This window comes from Paenibacillus sp. JT31N7, from assembly GCF_059692095.1.
Window position 1 is genome coordinate 183,810 of record NZ_JCAUAT010000004.1, and the last position, 18,062, is coordinate 201,871.

At 54.2% G+C, this 18,062-nt stretch carries 14 protein-coding genes; 9 read left to right on the forward strand and 5 right to left on the reverse strand.

Going from position 1 to position 18,062, the window contains the following annotated elements; all coding sequences use genetic code 11:
• A complete protein-coding gene (locus tag AC58P5_RS19510) occupies window positions 1-1,455 on the reverse strand; it encodes an MFS transporter (RefSeq protein WP_497389432.1) in 1,455 nt (484 codons plus the stop codon).
• A gap of 84 nt (window positions 1,456-1,539) precedes the next feature.
• A complete protein-coding gene (locus AC58P5_RS19515; protein ID WP_497389434.1) occupies window positions 1,540-2,004 on the reverse strand; it encodes a MarR family winged helix-turn-helix transcriptional regulator in 465 nt (154 codons plus the stop codon).
• 246 nt (window positions 2,005-2,250) lie between these two features.
• Between AC58P5_RS19515 and AC58P5_RS19520 the strand changes: the two genes are divergently transcribed.
• From AC58P5_RS19520 to AC58P5_RS19540, 5 genes are all read left to right on the forward strand, one after another.
• On the forward strand, window positions 2,251-3,144 hold the full coding sequence (locus AC58P5_RS19520; protein ID WP_497389436.1) for a putative RNA methyltransferase: 894 nt from the start codon (window positions 2,251-2,253) through the stop codon (window positions 3,142-3,144).
• A 125-nt stretch (window positions 3,145-3,269) separates the two neighbouring features.
• Window positions 3,270-3,455 carry a hypothetical protein gene (locus AC58P5_RS19525; RefSeq protein ID WP_497389438.1) on the forward strand — a complete coding sequence of 62 codons (186 nt, stop codon included), beginning with the start codon at window positions 3,270-3,272 and terminating at the stop codon, window positions 3,453-3,455.
• 100 nt (window positions 3,456-3,555) lie between these two features.
• A complete protein-coding gene (locus AC58P5_RS19530) occupies window positions 3,556-4,983 on the forward strand; it encodes an alanine/glycine:cation symporter family protein (protein WP_497389440.1) in 1,428 nt (475 codons plus the stop codon).
• A 146-nt stretch (window positions 4,984-5,129) separates the two neighbouring features.
• Window positions 5,130-5,312, forward strand: a complete 183-nt coding sequence (locus AC58P5_RS19535) for a hypothetical protein (RefSeq protein WP_497389442.1) — start codon at window positions 5,130-5,132, stop codon at window positions 5,310-5,312.
• Between the two features lie 161 nt (window positions 5,313-5,473).
• Complete coding sequence (locus tag AC58P5_RS19540) at window positions 5,474-6,289, forward strand: SDR family NAD(P)-dependent oxidoreductase (protein WP_497389802.1); 816 nt, start codon at window positions 5,474-5,476, stop codon at window positions 6,287-6,289.
• A 190-nt stretch (window positions 6,290-6,479) separates the two neighbouring features.
• On the opposite strand, the gene AC58P5_RS19545 is transcribed toward AC58P5_RS19540, so the two are convergent.
• The 3 genes from AC58P5_RS19545 to AC58P5_RS19555 form a co-directional block, all read right to left on the reverse strand.
• Window positions 6,480-7,595 (reverse strand): alkene reductase, encoded by a 1,116-nt coding sequence (locus tag AC58P5_RS19545; RefSeq protein WP_497389444.1) that lies wholly within the window; start codon window positions 7,593-7,595, stop codon window positions 6,480-6,482.
• Window positions 7,596-7,661: 66 nt separating this feature from the next.
• Complete coding sequence (locus AC58P5_RS19550) at window positions 7,662-7,931, reverse strand: ArsR/SmtB family transcription factor (RefSeq protein WP_497389446.1); 270 nt, start codon at window positions 7,929-7,931, stop codon at window positions 7,662-7,664.
• Window positions 7,932-8,165: 234 nt separating this feature from the next.
• A complete protein-coding gene (locus AC58P5_RS19555) occupies window positions 8,166-9,653 on the reverse strand; it encodes a peptide MFS transporter (protein WP_497389448.1) in 1,488 nt (495 codons plus the stop codon).
• A gap of 314 nt (window positions 9,654-9,967) precedes the next feature.
• On the opposite strand from AC58P5_RS19555, the gene AC58P5_RS19560 reads away from it, so the two are divergent.
• The 4 genes from AC58P5_RS19560 (at window position 9,968) to AC58P5_RS19575 (ending at window position 17,683) form a co-directional block, all read left to right on the forward strand.
• A complete protein-coding gene (locus AC58P5_RS19560) occupies window positions 9,968-13,570 on the forward strand; it encodes a polysaccharide lyase family 8 super-sandwich domain-containing protein (RefSeq protein ID WP_497389450.1) in 3,603 nt (1,200 codons plus the stop codon).
• Window positions 13,571-13,825: 255 nt separating this feature from the next.
• Entirely contained in the window at window positions 13,826-14,338 is a 513-nt protein-coding gene (locus AC58P5_RS19565; protein ID WP_497389452.1) for an RNA polymerase sigma factor, read from the forward strand.
• Window positions 14,316-15,380: an anti sigma factor C-terminal domain-containing protein gene (locus tag AC58P5_RS19570; protein WP_497389454.1), complete on the forward strand. Its 1,065-nt coding sequence runs from the start codon at window positions 14,316-14,318 to the stop codon at window positions 15,378-15,380. Before AC58P5_RS19565 ends, AC58P5_RS19570 begins: the two co-directional genes overlap by 23 nt.
• A 392-nt stretch (window positions 15,381-15,772) precedes the next feature.
• Window positions 15,773-17,683, forward strand: coding sequence for a beta-N-acetylhexosaminidase (locus tag AC58P5_RS19575; RefSeq protein ID WP_497389456.1), 1,911 nt, complete (start codon window positions 15,773-15,775; stop codon window positions 17,681-17,683).
• Window positions 17,684-18,062: the final 379 nt, after the last annotated feature.

Sequence of the window (18,062 nt, forward strand, 5' to 3'; positions counted from 1 at the left end):
CTAAGGGTGTGTTTTCGGATGAACTCCTCGCGCTAGCTCAAGTTTGCCCCGGCGGCGCTTTTCCAGATAAAAGCTGAGGCCCAGGAGGGCTATGGCGCCCGCGCAAAGCCAGACGTTGATTTCAAAAACCGAACTCAACGCGCCGAGAAGCCGGTCCGGGTCCGAAGAAGCGGATTGAGCCGCCCCTTGGACGACTCCGAGCCCCAAAGCGGCTCCGACGACCATGCCCAGGTTTCGGGTCAGCGCGATCATGCCGCCTATAGAACCTACGTGCTCTTTCGGCGCATGATGGAGAATAGTACTGTTGTTCGGCGAGGTAATCAGGCCCATGCCCAGGCCGACCAGTGCCAGAAGGGCAATCAATCCCGCCATAGGCAGCCCGCCGAGGCCGAGGGAGAATACAGCCGCACCGCCGCCCATGGCAAGCAGTCCGAGAAGGACGAGCAGGCCCGAACCGAAGCGGTCGGACAAGTGACCCGCGAACGGGCCGGTAACGGCGAGCAGAATCGGATAGGCCGTCATGACCGCTCCGGCGGTTGACGGAGACATCCCGGATACGCCGGATAAGTAGAACGGAAGAGTCACCAGGAAGCTGTTGGCGAGTACGAATGCCACGCAGCTGATAATCAGGCCGACGGACAACGCGGGAATCCGGAAAGCCCGTACGGGGATAAAAGGATTCGCCTGCCTCCGCTCCCATATCAGGAAGACGGCCAGCAGTAGCGCCGCCGAAGTCAGCACGGCCGCCGTTACCGGAGACAGCCATCCCCGTGAGGAGCCGCCGGATATCGTCCAAATGACGGAGCTGATGATCGCCATGAACATCAAGCCTCCCATCGTGTCGAAAGGAGCGGACGGCTGCTTTTCCTTGGCGGGAGCGGACGGAATGTAGCGGAAAGCCAGCAGGGTAGCGATAACCGCCACGGGCACGTGGATCAGGAACAGCCAGTGCCAATTGAGCCACTCCGCAACCATCCCGCCGGCGATAGGTCCGCTCATGGCGCCGAGGGCGACGGCGGTATTGACCGTGCCCAGCGCACGCCCCCTGTTTTCCTTGGGCAGGTGCCGGGTGATCAGGGCCATATTGGTCGCCTGAAACATGGCCGCGCCGACAGCCTGCACGATTCTGAAACCGAGCAGCGCCCCTATGTTTGGTGAGAAGGCCACCAGTACCGAGCTGATGCCGAACAGGATATACCCGAGGTTATGGATGAGGCGGAAGCCGTAGCGGTCTCCAAGCTTGCCCATCACAGGCAGCAAAGAGGCGATAACGAGCAGATATCCGGTTGTGATCCACTGGGCCGTACCGAGCGTAGTGCCGAAGATAGCGGCGAATTGGGGCAGAGAGACATTCACGATCCCGGCCGTAAAATGAGAAATAAAAGCGCCCAAGCAAATAGCCGTTACCATGAGCGAAGGACGCAGTTCCTTAGTCCGTGTTCTTACTGTTTGCACAATCGGTCACCTCCGACGATTGGTATAGTTACTAAACTAATTGGACAAAAAAATAATGCTCCGTCCTGAAGATTCTTTACATTTTTATTTTTTTAAAAAAGTGATCAATTTCTCGATACAGGTATCGAACACTTCAATTTCCTGCTCGGACAGCTGCTCCTGGAGCTGATTGTAGAAGGCGCGGTGTACCTCTTCATGGGCCGCGTGGGCTTCCTTTCCTTTGCCGGTAAGCGAAATCAGCGTTCCCCGGGAATCTTCCGGATGCGGTGAACGCACCACCAGGTCCTTGGCCTCCAGACGCACAATAAGCTGAGTCACCGCTCCCTTTGTAATTTCAAGCCTCCCGGCCAGTTCGCTCATAAGAATGCCGCCCTCGGTTCCGATCGCCTCGATCGTGTGGATTTCGCTGGGAGTGAGCGGCCCTGCGCTTCCGAAAGTCTGAGGCCGCCGTTCAAGCCGGCGGAGCTGCAGGATCAGACGGCCGAGGCTGCGGCCGCCGCTATTGTCGCCCGTTCTGTTGGTAGTCTGAGAAGTTCTATTCTTTTCCATAAAATTAGTATAGTTCCTAAACCATCTGCTGTCAAAGATAATCTGCTATAATCGAAAGAGAAGGGGCCTCGCGCTTCTTCCATATAATCGGCAAGGAGAACTGCGGACCATGATTATCCAATTCATTCGCTATCGTTAATGAAAGGTACAGCTAAGCCAAACTCTCCCGTTTTTTGCGAACGGTCCAGGGTTTGTTTATCTGTGCCTTTTTCATTCAACTATTCGAATGAACGGGGTGTTTTTGGCATGTCCACTCAAAGAAACAGAAACGAGGCTGCTCAGCTTTTGGCAGCCCATGAAACGATATTCGGTTGTCCGCTCTGCGGCGGGCAGATGACGATAATAGAGGGAAAAAGCCTGCGCTGCAGCCGGGGGCACAATTTCGATCTCGCGAGAGAAGGGTACCTGAATCTGCTGCCGCAAGCCGTTAAGACCAAATACGGCAAAAATCTTTTCGCGGCCCGGAAAACCGTCAGCGAAAACGGGCTTTTCGATCCGGTACGCGATTATATCGGCGAACGGATAACGGAGGCCGTGTTACCGGATAAACGGCTCCGCAAAATCCGCATACTGGATGCCGGCTGCGGGGAGGGTTCCCTTTTATCCGGCATAAGAAGGCAGTTGAGCGGCCGGACGGGCGCCGATTTATTGGCGGTCGGCATGGATCTGGCGAAGGAGGGGGTCCGGCTGGCGTCCAAAGGAGACGCGGGTGCGCTGTGGTGCGCCGCAGACCTTGCGAACGCGCCGTTTAAGGAGTCGGGATTCGACGTCCTTCTGAACATCCTGTCGCCTTCTAACTACGCGGAGTTCGGCAGGCTGCTGGACGAAGACGGGCTGCTGATCAAGGTCATCCCGGAAGAAAACTATCTGTGTGAAATCCGCCAAATGTTATACGCCGGCACGGACCGGGAGTTTTTCACGAGCGGTCCCGCCGTTGAACGGTTCCGGGATCGCTTCAGGATACTGGACAGCCGGCGCCTCCGGTATTCCTGGCGGTTTGGCTCCGAACTGCTGGAGCCTCTGCTGAGCATGACCCCTTTAGCCTGGGGAGCCCGGGATGAACGGCTGCGGGAAGCTTCGGCCATGGCAATAGATGAAGTCACGGTGGACGTAACCGTTCTCTGGGGCAAACCCTTATAACCGGAATGTAATTCCACCGGAATCCGGTAAAATCCAAGCAGCTCTGCACTCGCGCAGGCTGCTTTTTTTTGCAGAGAAGGGAATAATACGGACACCCCAATCACATTCGGATACCGGAGGTTTTTATGAGAAAAATGGTGTTGACCTGGCTGCTGTTTACGCTTTTTCTGGCCGCCGAAGCGGCGGAAGCGAAGATGGACGTCTACTCGCGGCCGCAGCTACTGGATCAGTCGGATCCCCCCCTGTTCAAGCAAATAACGCCTTTTTGCCCCTACTCCCGCGACATGACGCCGACAATTTCCAAAATCTGAAACAGGCGCTAAGATCCTACCTCAACGGGCGAAAACTTGGTATACTTAAAAAGTTTTTTATCATACTGTGCAAAAAAATAACCGACAAGCGAGGTACACCATGATTGATTTTTTACAAAGTATGATTAATCTGCTGAACGACCTTCTATGGTCCAAACTGTTGATTGTCCTGTTAATCGGCATCGGTCTTTATTTTACGTATAGATCGAAATTCATGCAGTTCCGCATGATCCGGGAAATGCTGCGGGTGCTGTTCGAGTCCAAAAGCGGCTCGGGCGACAACATCTCGCCTTTCCAGGCGTTCTGTATCAGTATGGCGGCACGCGTAGGAACCGGGAATATTACCGGGGTGGCTATCGCCGTCGCTTTGGGGGGACCCGGCGCCGTATTCTGGATGTGGATTATCGCGCTTATCGGTTCGGCTTCCAGTTTCGTCGAAAGCACCCTGGCGCAGGTTTATAAAATCAAAGATAAGAACGGCTTCCGCGGAGGACCGGCTTATTATATGCAAACGGGCTTGAAGAAGCGGTGGATGGGAGCGTTGTTCGCCGTCCTGATTACGATTTCTTTCGGTCTGGTGTTTAATGCGGTACAGTCCAATACGATTACGGTCGCATTCGAAAATTCTTTCGGTACGGACCGTCTGACGGTCGGCATCATCATGACGCTGATTTTCGGAGCGATTATTTTCGGCGGGGTCAAACGGATTGCGAAAATGTCCGAGTACATTGTTATTGTGCTGGCGGTATTGTATATCGGGATCGCCGTGTTCATCGTACTGATGAATATAACGAAAATGCCCGAGGTCCTGGCTCTGATCGTCAAAAACGCCTTCGGAATCGAGCAAATTGCGGGCGGTTCGCTGGGAGCGGCGCTGCTCCAGGGAGTGAAGCGCGGCCTGTTCTCCAACGAAGCGGGGATGGGCAGCGCGCCGAACGCCGCGGCAACGGCCACCACGTCCCACCCGGCGAAGCAGGGGCTGATCCAGGCTTTCGGCGTGTTGACCGATACGCTGATCATTTGTACGAGCACGGCCTTTATCGTGCTGCTCTCCGGAGCATATACCGATCCGAGCCTCAACGGCATCGAGCTTACGCAGGCCGCCTTGAGCGTGCATATCGGGTCGTGGGCGTCCGGCTTCCTCGCGATTATGGTGTTTCTTTTCGCGTTCAGCACGCTGCTGGGTAACTACTACTATGGGGAAACGAACATCGAATTCCTCCATTCCAATAAAGCTTGGGTCCGGCTTTACCGGATCGCCGTTCTGGCCATGGTTATTTTCGGCTCCGTCGCCAAGGTCCAGCTGGTCTGGGATCTGGCCGACTTGTTTATGGGTCTGATGGTGGTGGTGAACCTGATTGCGATCACCTGGTTATCCAAGATCGCCTTTGCGGTATTATACGACTACGTGAAACAGAAAAAAGCGGGCAAGGATCCCGTTTTCACGAGAAACAGTGTGCCGGGTCTGGAAGACCTCGAGTGCTGGGAGGATCCGGCTGCGGCCGGAAGGAATAAAACCCGTACGTAAAACGGTCCGGCAGGCTCCGAAACCTTGTTAAATCCAATTATGTTGAGCATTCTAGTAGGGCGTCAGGCATTTATGCCGGGCGTCTTTTTTACGTTAATAAGGTTCGCCGTTCCTCTGTGGTTGTTTCGTTCGTCAGGTGCTTTAACATGATAATGTTTACTAATAAATTATTAGATGTTAAAATATATGCAAGTGAGATGAATATTATCATGTCTGAAAAATTACAAGGCAAAGTCGCGATTATTACAGGCGGAGCTTCCGGTATCGGCAAAGGTATGGCTGTTCACGAACGAAGCGATCATCCGCTGGACGAAATCTTTTCAGTCTAACATAGGGATTTCTCCGATTATCGCTCTGGCCGAGCTCAACCAGAACGGCCCCCGGAAGCAGAGCGTGCTGGCCGGCAAACTCGGTTGCACGCCGGGAGCCATGACGAATATTGCAAAAACTTCAAGGATAAGGACTAATCGGCATACAGGAGGCTAACATGATGGGAAGAGTACAAGGTAAAGTAGCTTTAGTAACAGGCGGGGCATCCGGCATCGGGTTATCCGCAGCGGCACTGCTTGCCAAAGAAGGGGCTAAAGTCGTCATCGGAGATTTTAACGTCGAAGGCGCGAAAGAAGCGGCCGAAACGATCAAAAGCGCAGGCGGGGAAGCGGAGGGCATATTCCTGGATGCTTCCAGCGAACAATCGATCCGCGAAGCCGTTGATTTTACCGTGGAACAATACGGCGCCCTGAACGTTCTTTTTAACAACGTGGGCTTGACTAATTTAAAGAAAGATGTCGACGTCGTGAACATGGATCTCGAAGAGTGGGACCGTCTCATGAACGTCAATACGAAAAGCGTCCTGCTGGGCAGCCGGTTCGCGATTCCGCATATGATCAAAGCCGGCGGCGGCTCGATCATCAATACGGCCTCGATGGCGGCTTTCGCCTCGGACGCCACACGCTCCGCGTACGGTGCCTCCAAGGCCGCCGTCGTAAACCTGACCCGGTATATCGCGACTCAGTACGGCAAGGACAACATCCGCTGCAACGGAGTCGCGCCGGGGCTGATTCTGACGCCTGCCGCGAAAAACAACATGCCGCAGCCGGTGCTGGACATTTTCGCCAAGTACAACGCTCTGCCGTACCACGGCGAAGCGGACGATATCGGCTACACCGTGCTGTTCCTGGCCTCGGACGAGTCGAAGTTTATCACCGGCCAGACGATTCAGGTCGAAGGCGGGCACTATTTGGCGAATCCGACCGTCCCGGATTTCAAAGCATTTGTGGCCCAGGCTCAAGGGATGCAGGCCTAACAGCCGCACGACAGCGCCGTGCCGGGGCCATGCGGCGGGCGCTGACATGACGGCTCGGCAGGACCCTATGGGCGCTTGCCGCCGAGGTTGAGACTAAAATAAACAAGCTGACACTGCTGAATTAGCGGCGTCAGCTTGTTTTGTATGGGCAGCCAAAGCTGTGATTTGAGAGCGGCGGTCAGTTCTTGTTTTATGCTAAAACGCCCAGGTGCCGCTTCGCATCGTATTCCTCCAGCGGCTGTCCGTTCTTCAGGCGGTGAATAAAGTCCGGATTGGAAAGGAGCGGCCGGCCGAAAGCGGCCAGGTCAATCGTTCCCTCGGCTAAAGCCTGTTCCGCGGTTTGGGGGTCCAGCGTTCCGACTCCCACGATGATTCCGTCCCAGTATTTGCGCACGAGCTGATGCATCGTTTTCCCGTCGGCAAGCAACCGGGTGAACTGCATGGTGGAAGGATGGATCATGGTAGCGCCCGCTTCCCGGAAGGCCTCTGTGAATGTGCGGATGGCGCTGTCCGGGTCCGGCCACATATAAGTCGGATCGTCGACTTTGTGGGCGGAAAAGCGGATCAGCGTTCTCTCGGGCCCGATCGCATCGATAACCGCCTTCAGTACTTCTTTCGTCAGCGTTAACCGCTGTGCAAGGTCACCGCCGTACCGGTCTGTCCGGCGGTTGCTTGTATCCGAGTTGAACTGGTCGATCAGATATCCGTGCGCACCGTGGATTTCGACGCCATCGAAGCCGGCTTCAATCGCGTTTCGGGCCGCCTGCGCGAATTGGCCTACCAGTTCCTGAATGTCCGTAAGGGTCATTTCCTCGGGAGTGTCATAAGGCTTGCGCAGCCGGGCCACATTTCCTTCCGCCCGAATGGCGGACGGGGCTTGCGGCGGCAAATCGCCGGTAATCTCTTGGTGAGACAAGCGGCCCACGTGCCAGATCTGGGCGATAATCGTGCCGCCTTCCGCATGTACGCCCTCGGTTACTTTCTTCCACCCTTCGATCTGCTCCCGGGTGTAAAGGCCGGGTACCCCTGGATTTCCTTTGCCGCGGGGGCTGATCACAATGCCTTCGGAAATGATCAGGCCGACCCCGTCCGCAGCCCGCTTCCGGTAATATTCGGCTACGTCATCGCCGACGACGCCAGTCCGGTCGTCCGCGAAACAGCGGGTCATCGGGGCCATGGCCGTACGGGTTTGGAGGCTCCAGGCTCCTATTTTCACCGGTTCGAAAAGCTTGCTCTCCGGACCGTTCTGCAGTTTCTCCCAAGTGCTTATGCCGGTTGCTTCAAAGACTCCTTTGTCCTCAGCCATCCTAAATCTCCTCCGTTTTTATTAATTTCATATTTCTGCAAATACCGAAATAAAAAGTAAAATGGTTTACTCGTGGAGCAAATAAGGCGCGTACCGTTCAAGAACGTGCCTCTGTACGTGGTAGTAACGGAACGTTCCCTCCTTACGGACGGCAATCACTCCACACTCGAGCAGCGGCTTCAAGTGATGCGTTAAAGTGGAAGCGGCTGTAATCTTTAACTGCCGGGCCATCTCCAGGCAGGCCAGCTCCCGCTGCATCACCAACACTCTGACGATCTGCAGACGCGTGATTTCACCGAGCGCTTTGTAGACTTTAACCGCACAATCATCGGTCACTGCGAAAAACCCGCTTTCAAGAAGTCATCGTATTTTAGTATTTCTAGAAATAGCGTAATTCAGCAGGGATTTATTGTCAATAGTAATAAAGTTATGTTAAAGGGCAGGAGAAAATCCTTAAAGGGGGGATATGCGTCCAGAGGGTGGAAGCAAAAACATGTTGAACCTGTCGCCTATAAACGCCGGAAACATAAAAAAACCTCCGATTCGAGACCGGAGGTTCGCCGTAGAATCTTATTTTACACCCTTCATGTAGCCTTGAATTTTCGGAGACAGCACGTAGAGCAGCAGGCTGAGCACAATGGCGGCTCCGCCGATGACGCCGAAATAAAGCATCTCCGTCTCGGGCGTGTAGAACTTGACGATCTGCGCATTGATCGCCTGCGCCGCCGCGTTGGACAGGAACCACAAGCTCATCGTCTGGGCCGTAAAGGCCGCGGGCGCAAGCTTCGTCGTAGCGGACAGGCCGACCGGCGACAAGCACAGTTCGCCGACTACGACGATGAAGTAGCTGAGCACCAGCCACAGCGGATTCACCAGAGCGTCACCGCCGAAATAGGCCGGCAGCAGGATGACGAGGAAGGACAAGCCGGCGAACAGCAGGCCGAGCGAGAACTTCTTCGGAATCGTCGGCTGGCGGTCGCCGAGCCGCATCCACAGCCACGCGAAGACGGGCGCGAAAACGATAATGAACAGCGGGTTAAGCGACTGGAACCAGGCCGGCGAAATGTTCAGGCCCATGAAGTCGAGCTGGGTCCGCTTATCCGCGTAGTTGGCCAGAATCGTGGAGCCCTGCTCCTGAATGGCCCAGAACATGATCGACGCGATGAACAGCGGGATATAGGCCACGAGCCGCGAGCGTTCTACCGCCGTGGTTTTGGGGCTTCTGTACATGACGATGAAGTAAATCGTCGGAATCAGAAGACCCAGCACCCCGATCAGCTTGATAAACGTGGAGAAGGTCAGCAGTCCCGCCGGAATGGCGATGGCAACCAGGATGGCCGCTACGACGATTCCTATTCCCATAATCGTGAAGACTTTCTTCTTCTCGGCCGGCGACATCGGGTTGGCCACAACGGTTCCGGCAAGCCCGAGGTTCTTTTTCTTGGTCAGAACGAACAAGACCAGCCCGAGGAACATCCCGATAGCCGCCAGGCCGAAGCCGAGGTGGAAGTTTTTCATCCCCACCGTTCCTACGATAAGCGGAGAGATGAAGCCGCCCAGATTAATTCCCATATAGAAAATACTGAAACCGGAATCGCGGCGGGTATCCTGTTCGCTGTAGATTTCACCTACGATACTGGATACGTTAGGCTTGAGCAGCCCGGTGCCGAGCACGATCAGCACCATTGAGACGAAGAAGAGGGCGATGTTCCCCGGCACGGCCAGCACGAGATGCCCGAACATAATCAGAACCCCGCCGTAGAACACGGCCCGTGAAGTACCGAGCAGCCGGTCGGCGAGCCATCCTCCGATAATCCCCGACATATACACGAGGGAACCGTAAATCGACACAATGGCCAGTGCGGTTCCTTCCGGAAAGCCGAGACCGCCGCGGGTCACTTCGTAATACATGTAGAAAACAAGGATAGCTTTCATTCCGTAATAGGAAAACCGTTCCCAAAACTCTGTAAAAAATAAGGTGAACAGCCCCTTGGGATGTCCGAAAAACCCCTTTTGGGGTACACTTTCTACGATTTTCTGCTTGTCGATAGCCGGCATATACCAATCTCCCCTGTTTAAACGATTCTCTTTCTGGGCGGAGCCAAGTAAGATTTTCCCACAAGATATAATACCCAGGTGTCATAAGTTACAATCTCGCAGGGCAAAGAATGCTTATAATGACGTGAGGGGTGCAAGAGGGCACTCTACCAGATTACTAGAAAAATGCTATTAAAGTCAAAAATGTAAATTATGGAAGTCAAAATCAGACTAATAAAAGTAAAAATCTTGCACGTGGAGGGGGTTATAATCCCGTATGATGGAAAAGATAACGCTTTCATACTACTTTCGATAAAATGGAGGAGGTATGCCCATTGTACCGTCTGACAAAAACATCTTATCTTGCCGTGATCCTCTGTTTTTCCCTTGTATTTACCTTGCTCGGCGCGGGAACGCGACCGGCCCGGGCGGAAGACCCCTATGACGGCATGCGTATAAAGCTGCTGCATTTGATTCTGGGGGACGATCAATACTCCCTTCCTGTTTCCGACCCCCTGCTGCAGGGCAAGCTTGCCAAAATGGACAGCGCCGTTTCTTCCTGTGCGTCGGCCTCGGCCCCCTGCTCAAGTGGCAAAGGAATGTGGGATATCCTGAACCGGGGGGCGGACCGGACCTATTTGTGGGTCGACCTCCCTTTTACCAGCACGGACAGCTATACAAAATCGGGCGATATCACTAATTCCTATAATCGCCTGCTTTCCATGATCACGGCATATTACACGCCGGGTTCCTCCTTTTACGGAAATGCGGCTCTGAAAAGCGATGTGCTGAGCGCTCTCGACTGGCTTTATACCCAGAAATACAACACGAGCGTGGCTCCTTACGGCAACTGGTACCACTGGCAGATCGGCGTGCCCCAGGCGCTGACCAAGATCGGCATTCTGATGCGGGACGATTTAAGCACCACCCAGCTAACGAATTATATGAACGCGGTGAACCGGTTTATTCCTGATTCGGCGGCAAGGACAGTGAGCGGCAGCCCGGTTATGACCGGCGCCAATCTGCTCGACCAGGCCATTTCGGTCGCTTACCGGGGCATTCTGGTGAAGGATGCCGCGAAAATAACGAACGCGAGGGACGCGCTCGGCAGCGTCTTTGCGTACGTGAATCCGGCTTCGGCTCCGAATACCCCGGCCCGCGACGGTTTTTATCAGGACGGGTCCTTTATCCAGCATGCGGCGATGCCCTATATCGGAGGTTATGGAACCACTCTGCTTAACGATATCGGAATCCTGCTTTACACGCTGCAGGGTACCCAATGGGACGTGACCGATGCGGGCAAATGGAACGCCTACAAGTGGGTGTTCGATTCCGTGGAGCCGTTTATTTACGACGGCAATGTAATGGACATGGTAAGGGGCAGAAATATTGCCTACGGGCCGGCGCTGGGAAATGCGGATAGCGGCCCGGTCCTGACCGGCAAAGGGCTCATCGCCTCCATCGGTTACCTCCTGCTCACGGCTCCGTCCACGAATGAACAGATGGGGGAGAAGTACCCGGACAACCCGAACCAGGCCATTCAGGGCATGCTGAAATACTGGTTAAGCAAGGATACCTCCAATCAGATTCTGGATTCTTCCTCGATGTACCAGTATTTTCAGCTCAAGCAGATCGTAAATTCGGCGGTTCCGTCCAGAGGGGAGAAGACGGGAACCTCGATCTACGCGAATCAGGACCGTGCCGTGCATCTGCGCCCGGGCTTCGGTTTCGGGCTCAGCCTGTCGTCCAACCGGGTCGATAAATACGAATCCGGCAATAAAAACAATGTACAGGGCTGGTATACCGGGGACGGTATGACCTATCTGTACAACGCGGACAGCGGCCAGTACGACAACTTCTGGCCGACGGTAAACCGTTACCGGCTCCCGGGCACCACTGTCGATACGCAGACCCGTACGAACAGCAGCAACTGGACAAGCTACCTGAGCCCGAACCGGTGGACGGGCGGAGCGGAGCTGCTGGGAACCTACGGCGCAGCCGGAATGGACCTGAAGTCGCCGGGCGATATCGGCAGCGGAGGAGCCATTCTGAATCCGTCCAATCTGACGGCGAAGAAATCGTGGTTCATGTTCGATAACGAGATCGTATCGCTCGGAGCGGGCATCACGAATTCCGGCCAGACCGGCAGCGGATGGGACGGTTCTCCCCGCAAGGTGGAGACCATCGTGGAGAACCGCCGGATTACGGGCGGCAACGAGTTCAGCGTGAACGGAACGGCGCAGCCTGCGGCTTCCGGCTGGTCGGCGTCCCTGCCCGGAACGAACTGGGCGTATTTGCAGGGCAATACGGGCGGGGAATCGTCCAGTGTAGGGTACTTTTTCCCGGGATCGGCCGCTTTGAAGGCTTCCCGGGAAACAAGAGCCGGCTCCTGGAACGAGATTAACGAGGCGACGCCCGGCGTATATAACGTAATGGGAACGGAAGATTCCTATGTCCGTTCCAATGAAGGGAACCATGGCGCAGAGCCGACGCTGGTTGTCAAAAACGACGCCAACGGCTACGCCAGAGAAACATATCTGAAATTCGATTTAACGAATTTCGTGCCCGGGCAGGTCCGGTTCGACAGCGCGAAAGTTACGCTTGTCCCTACTTTGATCGGACCTACGGCTAAAGCGGTCCAGCATACGGCGGAATGGGTTCCCGACAACTCCTGGACGGAAACCGGCCTGCTCTGGACGAACAAACCGGCCTCGAATCCGCTTAGTCCGGTCCAGCAGTGGTCGGGCATGCAGGCGGGAACTCCCGTCACGATCGACGTGTCCCAGGCGCTGCAGAATGCCCTGGCGAACAACCAGAAGGTGTTCTCCCTGCGCATCTATGCCTCGTCGCCTGCGGATCCGGACGGAACGGTTGCCTACGCAAGCCGCGAGAATCCGAATTCAAGCTACCGTCCCAAGCTGGTCTTGAACGGCTACAAGGAAATAAAAAGCGCCAATTACCTGGCACTCTGGCTGGATCACGGCGTAAATCCGTCGAACGCTTCCTACAGCTATGTCACGCTGCCGAACCGCAGCCGGGCGCAGGTGCAGAGCTATGCCGCCAATCCGGATATTGCGATTCTGGAAAACACGACGGCGGCCCAAGCCGTCAAAGAGAAAACCTTGAACCTGATCGCCGCGAATTTCTGGCAGGACGGTGTCAAGACGGTCAAAGCGGACGGGGCGGATTTCCTGACCGTGGATAAAAAGGCATCTGTTCTGGTCAAAGAAAGCGCAGACGGACTGGACGTCTCCGTGTCCGACCCGACCCAGCAGAACAGCGGCACGATCCAGGTCGAAATCAACCGCAGCTACAGCAGCGCGGTCTTCCTGGATCCGGGGATTCAGGTCACCCAGTTCAGCCCGACGCTGAAGCTCTCGGTGGACGTAAGCGGTTCCTACGGCAGGACGTTCCACGCGAAGTTCTCTAACGCCGCCGCCACCCTGCTTCCGTCCAAAGGGGACGCGACTGTAAGGGACGGCAGCTATGCCGGCACGAACTACGGAACCGCCGGCTTCATGGAAGTGAAGAACGAAGCGGTGAGCTACAACCGCAGCGCGCTCGTGCAGTTCGACCTTTCGTCTTATACGGGCACAGCCGGCCGCGCAGCGATTGTCCTGACGCCGATCGACTCTCCGGCCAAGGCCGTCACCCATCAGGCGAGACTCGTTTCCGCGCAGTGGGACGAGAGAGCGTTAACCTGGAGCGCTAAACCTGTTCCGGGCCTGCCTCTTGCCGAGTGGAAAGTGCCTGCCGCCGGCAGCCCCGTCATGATCGACGTATCGGAGGCGGTGCAGCGTGCCCTGGCTTCTGCGGACAAGAGGATTGCCGTAGAAATCCGTTCTCTCACCAACGGCTCGGATACGTACGCCAGCTATGCGAGCAAGGAAAATGCAGCCGCCCCCAGCCGGCCTGTTTTAAAAATTACGGCTCCATAAAAACAGACTTCTGTGTACACCGTTCAGGTCTCATGTTTGCATAAAAAAGAGCTGCCCCGTGGTCGTCGGACCTATCGGGGCAGCCTTTGTTTTATAAAGGTCCTGCCATTTTCTAAACTCCCAGTTTAAAAGCGTTGTGTGTCAGAAAGATGGCAAATTGTCCGCTAAATATTTTTGCGATTTGTATACTTTTCTTCATTTCGATAGTTTAATAAATGAAAATTTAATTGGTTTTTCTGGTAGGGCAGGTGAACTATGGAAGATGAATTGGCACAACTGTTTTACGTCAAAGGAAGAGTGATTTTAAGGATTTTAATGAAAATGGGCGCGCGAAAGGAGGATGCGGAAGATATTTTGCAAGATACGGTGCTCAAAGCTTTTACCTATATCGATTCCATTCCGGAAGAGCAGATGACGGCTTGGTTATACCGCGTGGCCGTTAACAGCTACTATACTTTGCATACCAAAAATAAGCGGCATATGACCTTTGCTGCACAGCAGTTTACCGAGTGTTTGGCAGGAGAGGAGAAGGTGGAGCAGCATATTCTGCGGAATGAACACCGGCAGGAAATTATAAGCATTTTAGATTCCCTCAAAGAGACGCACCGAACTCTCCTCGTTATGAAATATGGAATGGATCTGACGTACCGGGAGATTTCCGAACTTTTGTTTTTATCCGAGCACCAGGTAAGAACCTACATGTATAGAGCCAGAAATCAATTTAAAGAAAAATGGGAGCTGAACCATGAATACGACGGAGAAAGATGAAAACGAGACTTCGGTTGAAAAGCGATTAAGTGAAGGATTTAAACAGACTTTAAGGAAAGCAAGAAAACGGACCTTGCTGAGGACTGTTCTCGTCAGTTTTTGTACAGCTCTTGTCCTAATGGTTTCTACGGTATTTTTTGTCGTCCCGTACGCTAAAGAGCAGGTCGATAGGAACGGCCGAAAGCTGCTTGATCAATTAAAGGCACGCTATCTGGTCAAAGGGGCAAACCAGTTTATGGATTCATTCAGATGGCAGAATGGAGTATTTAACGGGGAAATGGAATTTTATACCTTCAAATACGTAAACGGCAAAAGGGTGCTCACCGGTACTTGGCGATATATGTACGGCATGCAGACGCCCGGCGATACGTCGGGAGAAATAGCGGGAGAAAAATTTTCTTCGGGAGGAGGCAATTCGTTAGAGTACACTGCAATGACTCAAGAGCAAGAAAATTATCTGCCCAGATATAACCATGCGGGATTAAAACAAATGGAATTTTATGATCCTGCCGTGGATTACAACAATCATTACATGGATGACCTCAAACTTCTGGATCAGATAGGGAAGGACAAATATGTGGAGATGGCGCTGTCGTTTGATAAATCCTATTCCTTGAACGAAGTTCGAACGATGATGTCCTCAGGGCCTAATCCTGTCTGGTATTGGGCAAATTCCGAGAAGGAAGAGGCCAGAAAAGCGAATACTTATCAGCGGTACACAGAGAAGGGGAAAAATGGAGAGGACGTTGTTAATGAGAACTTTCCATCTCCTATTTACGAGGATAACGCGATCGGCTTCCATGCGGTTAATCATTACGGGGAGCAGCTCCCCGACCCTGAACAATTTTTTATTCCGGCCTTAAAGAATGCCAGAATGCAGTCCACTTACGATATAATGGCCGGTTCGGACAAAATACTGAGCAAGGACGATATCCGTATTTTAGGAGTTGTGGTGACAGGAGACGTGGAGACTTTAAAGGTTCTTCGGAACCGGTCCTATATTAAAGCGTCTTCTCTTGGTGTGGTAACCGATAAATACTAGATGCGGATACTAGCAAGCCGCAGGCCGAAGCATTCCGGCATTCGCGTACCTGGATGTTTTTGTGCCGCCTTGAAAACATTTTCTTTTAACCTAATCAATTATTTGAATACGGTTGCGAGAAGGACAATCCGGCGGCCTGTAGAACGTAGTATCTGGGTAAAAAAACGGTTACACGCGTCCACACTGCAAAGACGTATCCTTTTAGGGAGAGTCTCCGCGGAAGGAAATTACCCTGTCAGTCCGGAGCCACACTTTTTTCGGAGTTCATGAAGCTTTTGACTCGATGAAACGGTGTAAAGAGCTTTCAGTCATCGTAAGATTCGGTCTTTACGCCTATACAAAAAGAGACCGGCCAAGCCGGGAAAAGAAAACAATTGGGGAGGAAACCGCTAATGAAGTTGCGTTTCGAAGGAGATTTGACAGGTCTGCAGCCTGGTCTTCAGGTATTGCTGCAGGAGCTTTCCGTCACGGAAGCTGAAGATGGGTTGAAGGTTGCCGTAGGGCCGTCTTCCGGCGATCTGGAAGTGGGCCTGGAGCAGGGATCGGCTTACATCCGTTACGGGCAGAAGCATCAGTTTTACCGCGCGCTCGGCCTTCTTGTGCAGCACGGAGGCGGCGGAGAGACGTTCAACATCCGGGAGAAGCAGCACCTGGACGTAGTCGGGCCTATGTTCGACTTGTCCCGCAACGGAGTACTGACGCTCGAAAGCTTTAAATTCATGATCCGTAAAATGGCACTGATGGGCATGAATACGGTCATGCTGTATCTTGAGGACACGTATGAGATCGAAGGACAGCCTTATTTCGGCTATATGCGCGGGCGCTACACGCAGGCGGAATTGAAAGAGATCGACGATTATGCGGATCAGTTCGGAATCGAAGCGTTTCCGAGCATCCAGACGCTTGCCCACCTGGAAGAATTCCTGAAGTGGGAGCCCGTCAAGGAATACAAAGACACGAAGGGCGCCCTGCTGGTCGGCTACTACAAAACGGACGAGCTCGTCGAGAAGATGATCGACGCGGCCAGCGCGCCGTTCCGCAGCCGTAAAATCCACATCGGCATGGACGAGGCGGAAGAGTTGGGCCGCGGCAAATATTTGGACAACAACGGGTTTACGAGCCGTTTTGACATTATGATCACGCACCTGGATAAGGTGCTGGACATTACGCGGCGCCGTGGACTGAAAGCCATGATGTGGAGCGATATGTTCCTCAAGCTGGCTTCCGGCACGGGCAGCGAGCACTACAACAAGGAGACGCAAATTCCGGCTGAAATGGCCGCCCGTATTCCTAAAGACGTCGATCTGGTGTACTGGGATTACGTCCATACCGAAGAAGAAGACTACGAAAACCAGATTGCCCAGCATGCCCCGCTAGGCTGCAATCTCGTATACGCCGGCGGCGTCTGGGTGTTCAATACGTTCGGCGTGAACTACGGCTTGTCGCTGAAGGCGACCGACGCCGCGCTGCGGGTGAACAAGAAGCACGGCATCCGCGAAGCCTACGCCACCATGTGGGGCGACGACGGAATGGAGAGCAACCCGTACATCGCGCTGCTCGGCCTGCAGTTCTACGCGGAACACGCGTATACGGAGGGCTCCCCGGACTGGGCGGTGCTCGCCGAGCGCGTGAAGTTTTGCACCGGCCTTGAGGCGGAAGCCTACCTTCAGATGAAATATCTGGACGAAACGCCCGGCTCGGAGCCCGACAACCGCAAGCAGAGCAACCCTTCGAAGTTCCTGCTGTACCAGGACGTGCTGCTCGGTTTGTTCGACAAGCAGATCGAGGGGCTGGAGATGTCCGCCCACTACGCGAAGGTGGAGCAGGACATCCGCAGCAGGCGCGACCCGGCCGCGGAGCTCGACTACATCTTCGACGTGCCGGAGAAACTGGCCGGCGTGCTGAAGCGTAAGAGCGAGATCGGCATCGAGCTTAAGCGCGCGTACGATGCGGGCGATAAAGATACGCTGAAGCGTATCGCGGAAGACGTGCTTCCGGAGATTGCGGAAGCGGTACGCGCCCTGCGGGCGGCTCACAGAACCCAGTGGCTGAGCATGTTCAAGCCGTTCGGATGGGAAATCATCGACATCCGGTACGGCGGGGTGATGAGCCGTCTGGACACCGCTTCCGTCCGGCTTCTGGACTATGCCGCTGGCCGGATCGGCCGGATCGAGGAACTGGAGCAGGAGCGTCTCCTGTACAGCACGTCGAACCGGTTCACGAACAAAGGCGTCGGCTGGTGCAGCTTCTACTACCGGATGGCGTCGCCAAACGTCTTTTTCCACGTCATGAATCCGTTCTAAAGCCGGAATCTGGAATCGCCAGGCCAGGCCGCAAGGGAGCAGCCGGAAGACCCGTCCCATCCAGGGAGGGTCTTCTTTTTTGCGGGAAACCGGCAGGCAGGTACATTCCTATCTCGTAAGAGCGGGTTTATGCTTCTTTTTAAAGGAGTCGGATGCCGCGTTATAGAAAGCGTTTCGGACGAAAGCCGTGCAGGACGGGAAACCGTGATCGCGGCTTTTCTTAATGTCGCCTTATGTCAAATTTAATAGAACGGGCATTGCTTTGATTTGTGACTTTGTGGCAGTATTAAGAAAGTAGAATATTTTGGCAAGAAAAGCGGATTTTAAGCGTAAACGGAGATAACAGCGATTAATGAGATTTCATATATAAAGGAAGTGA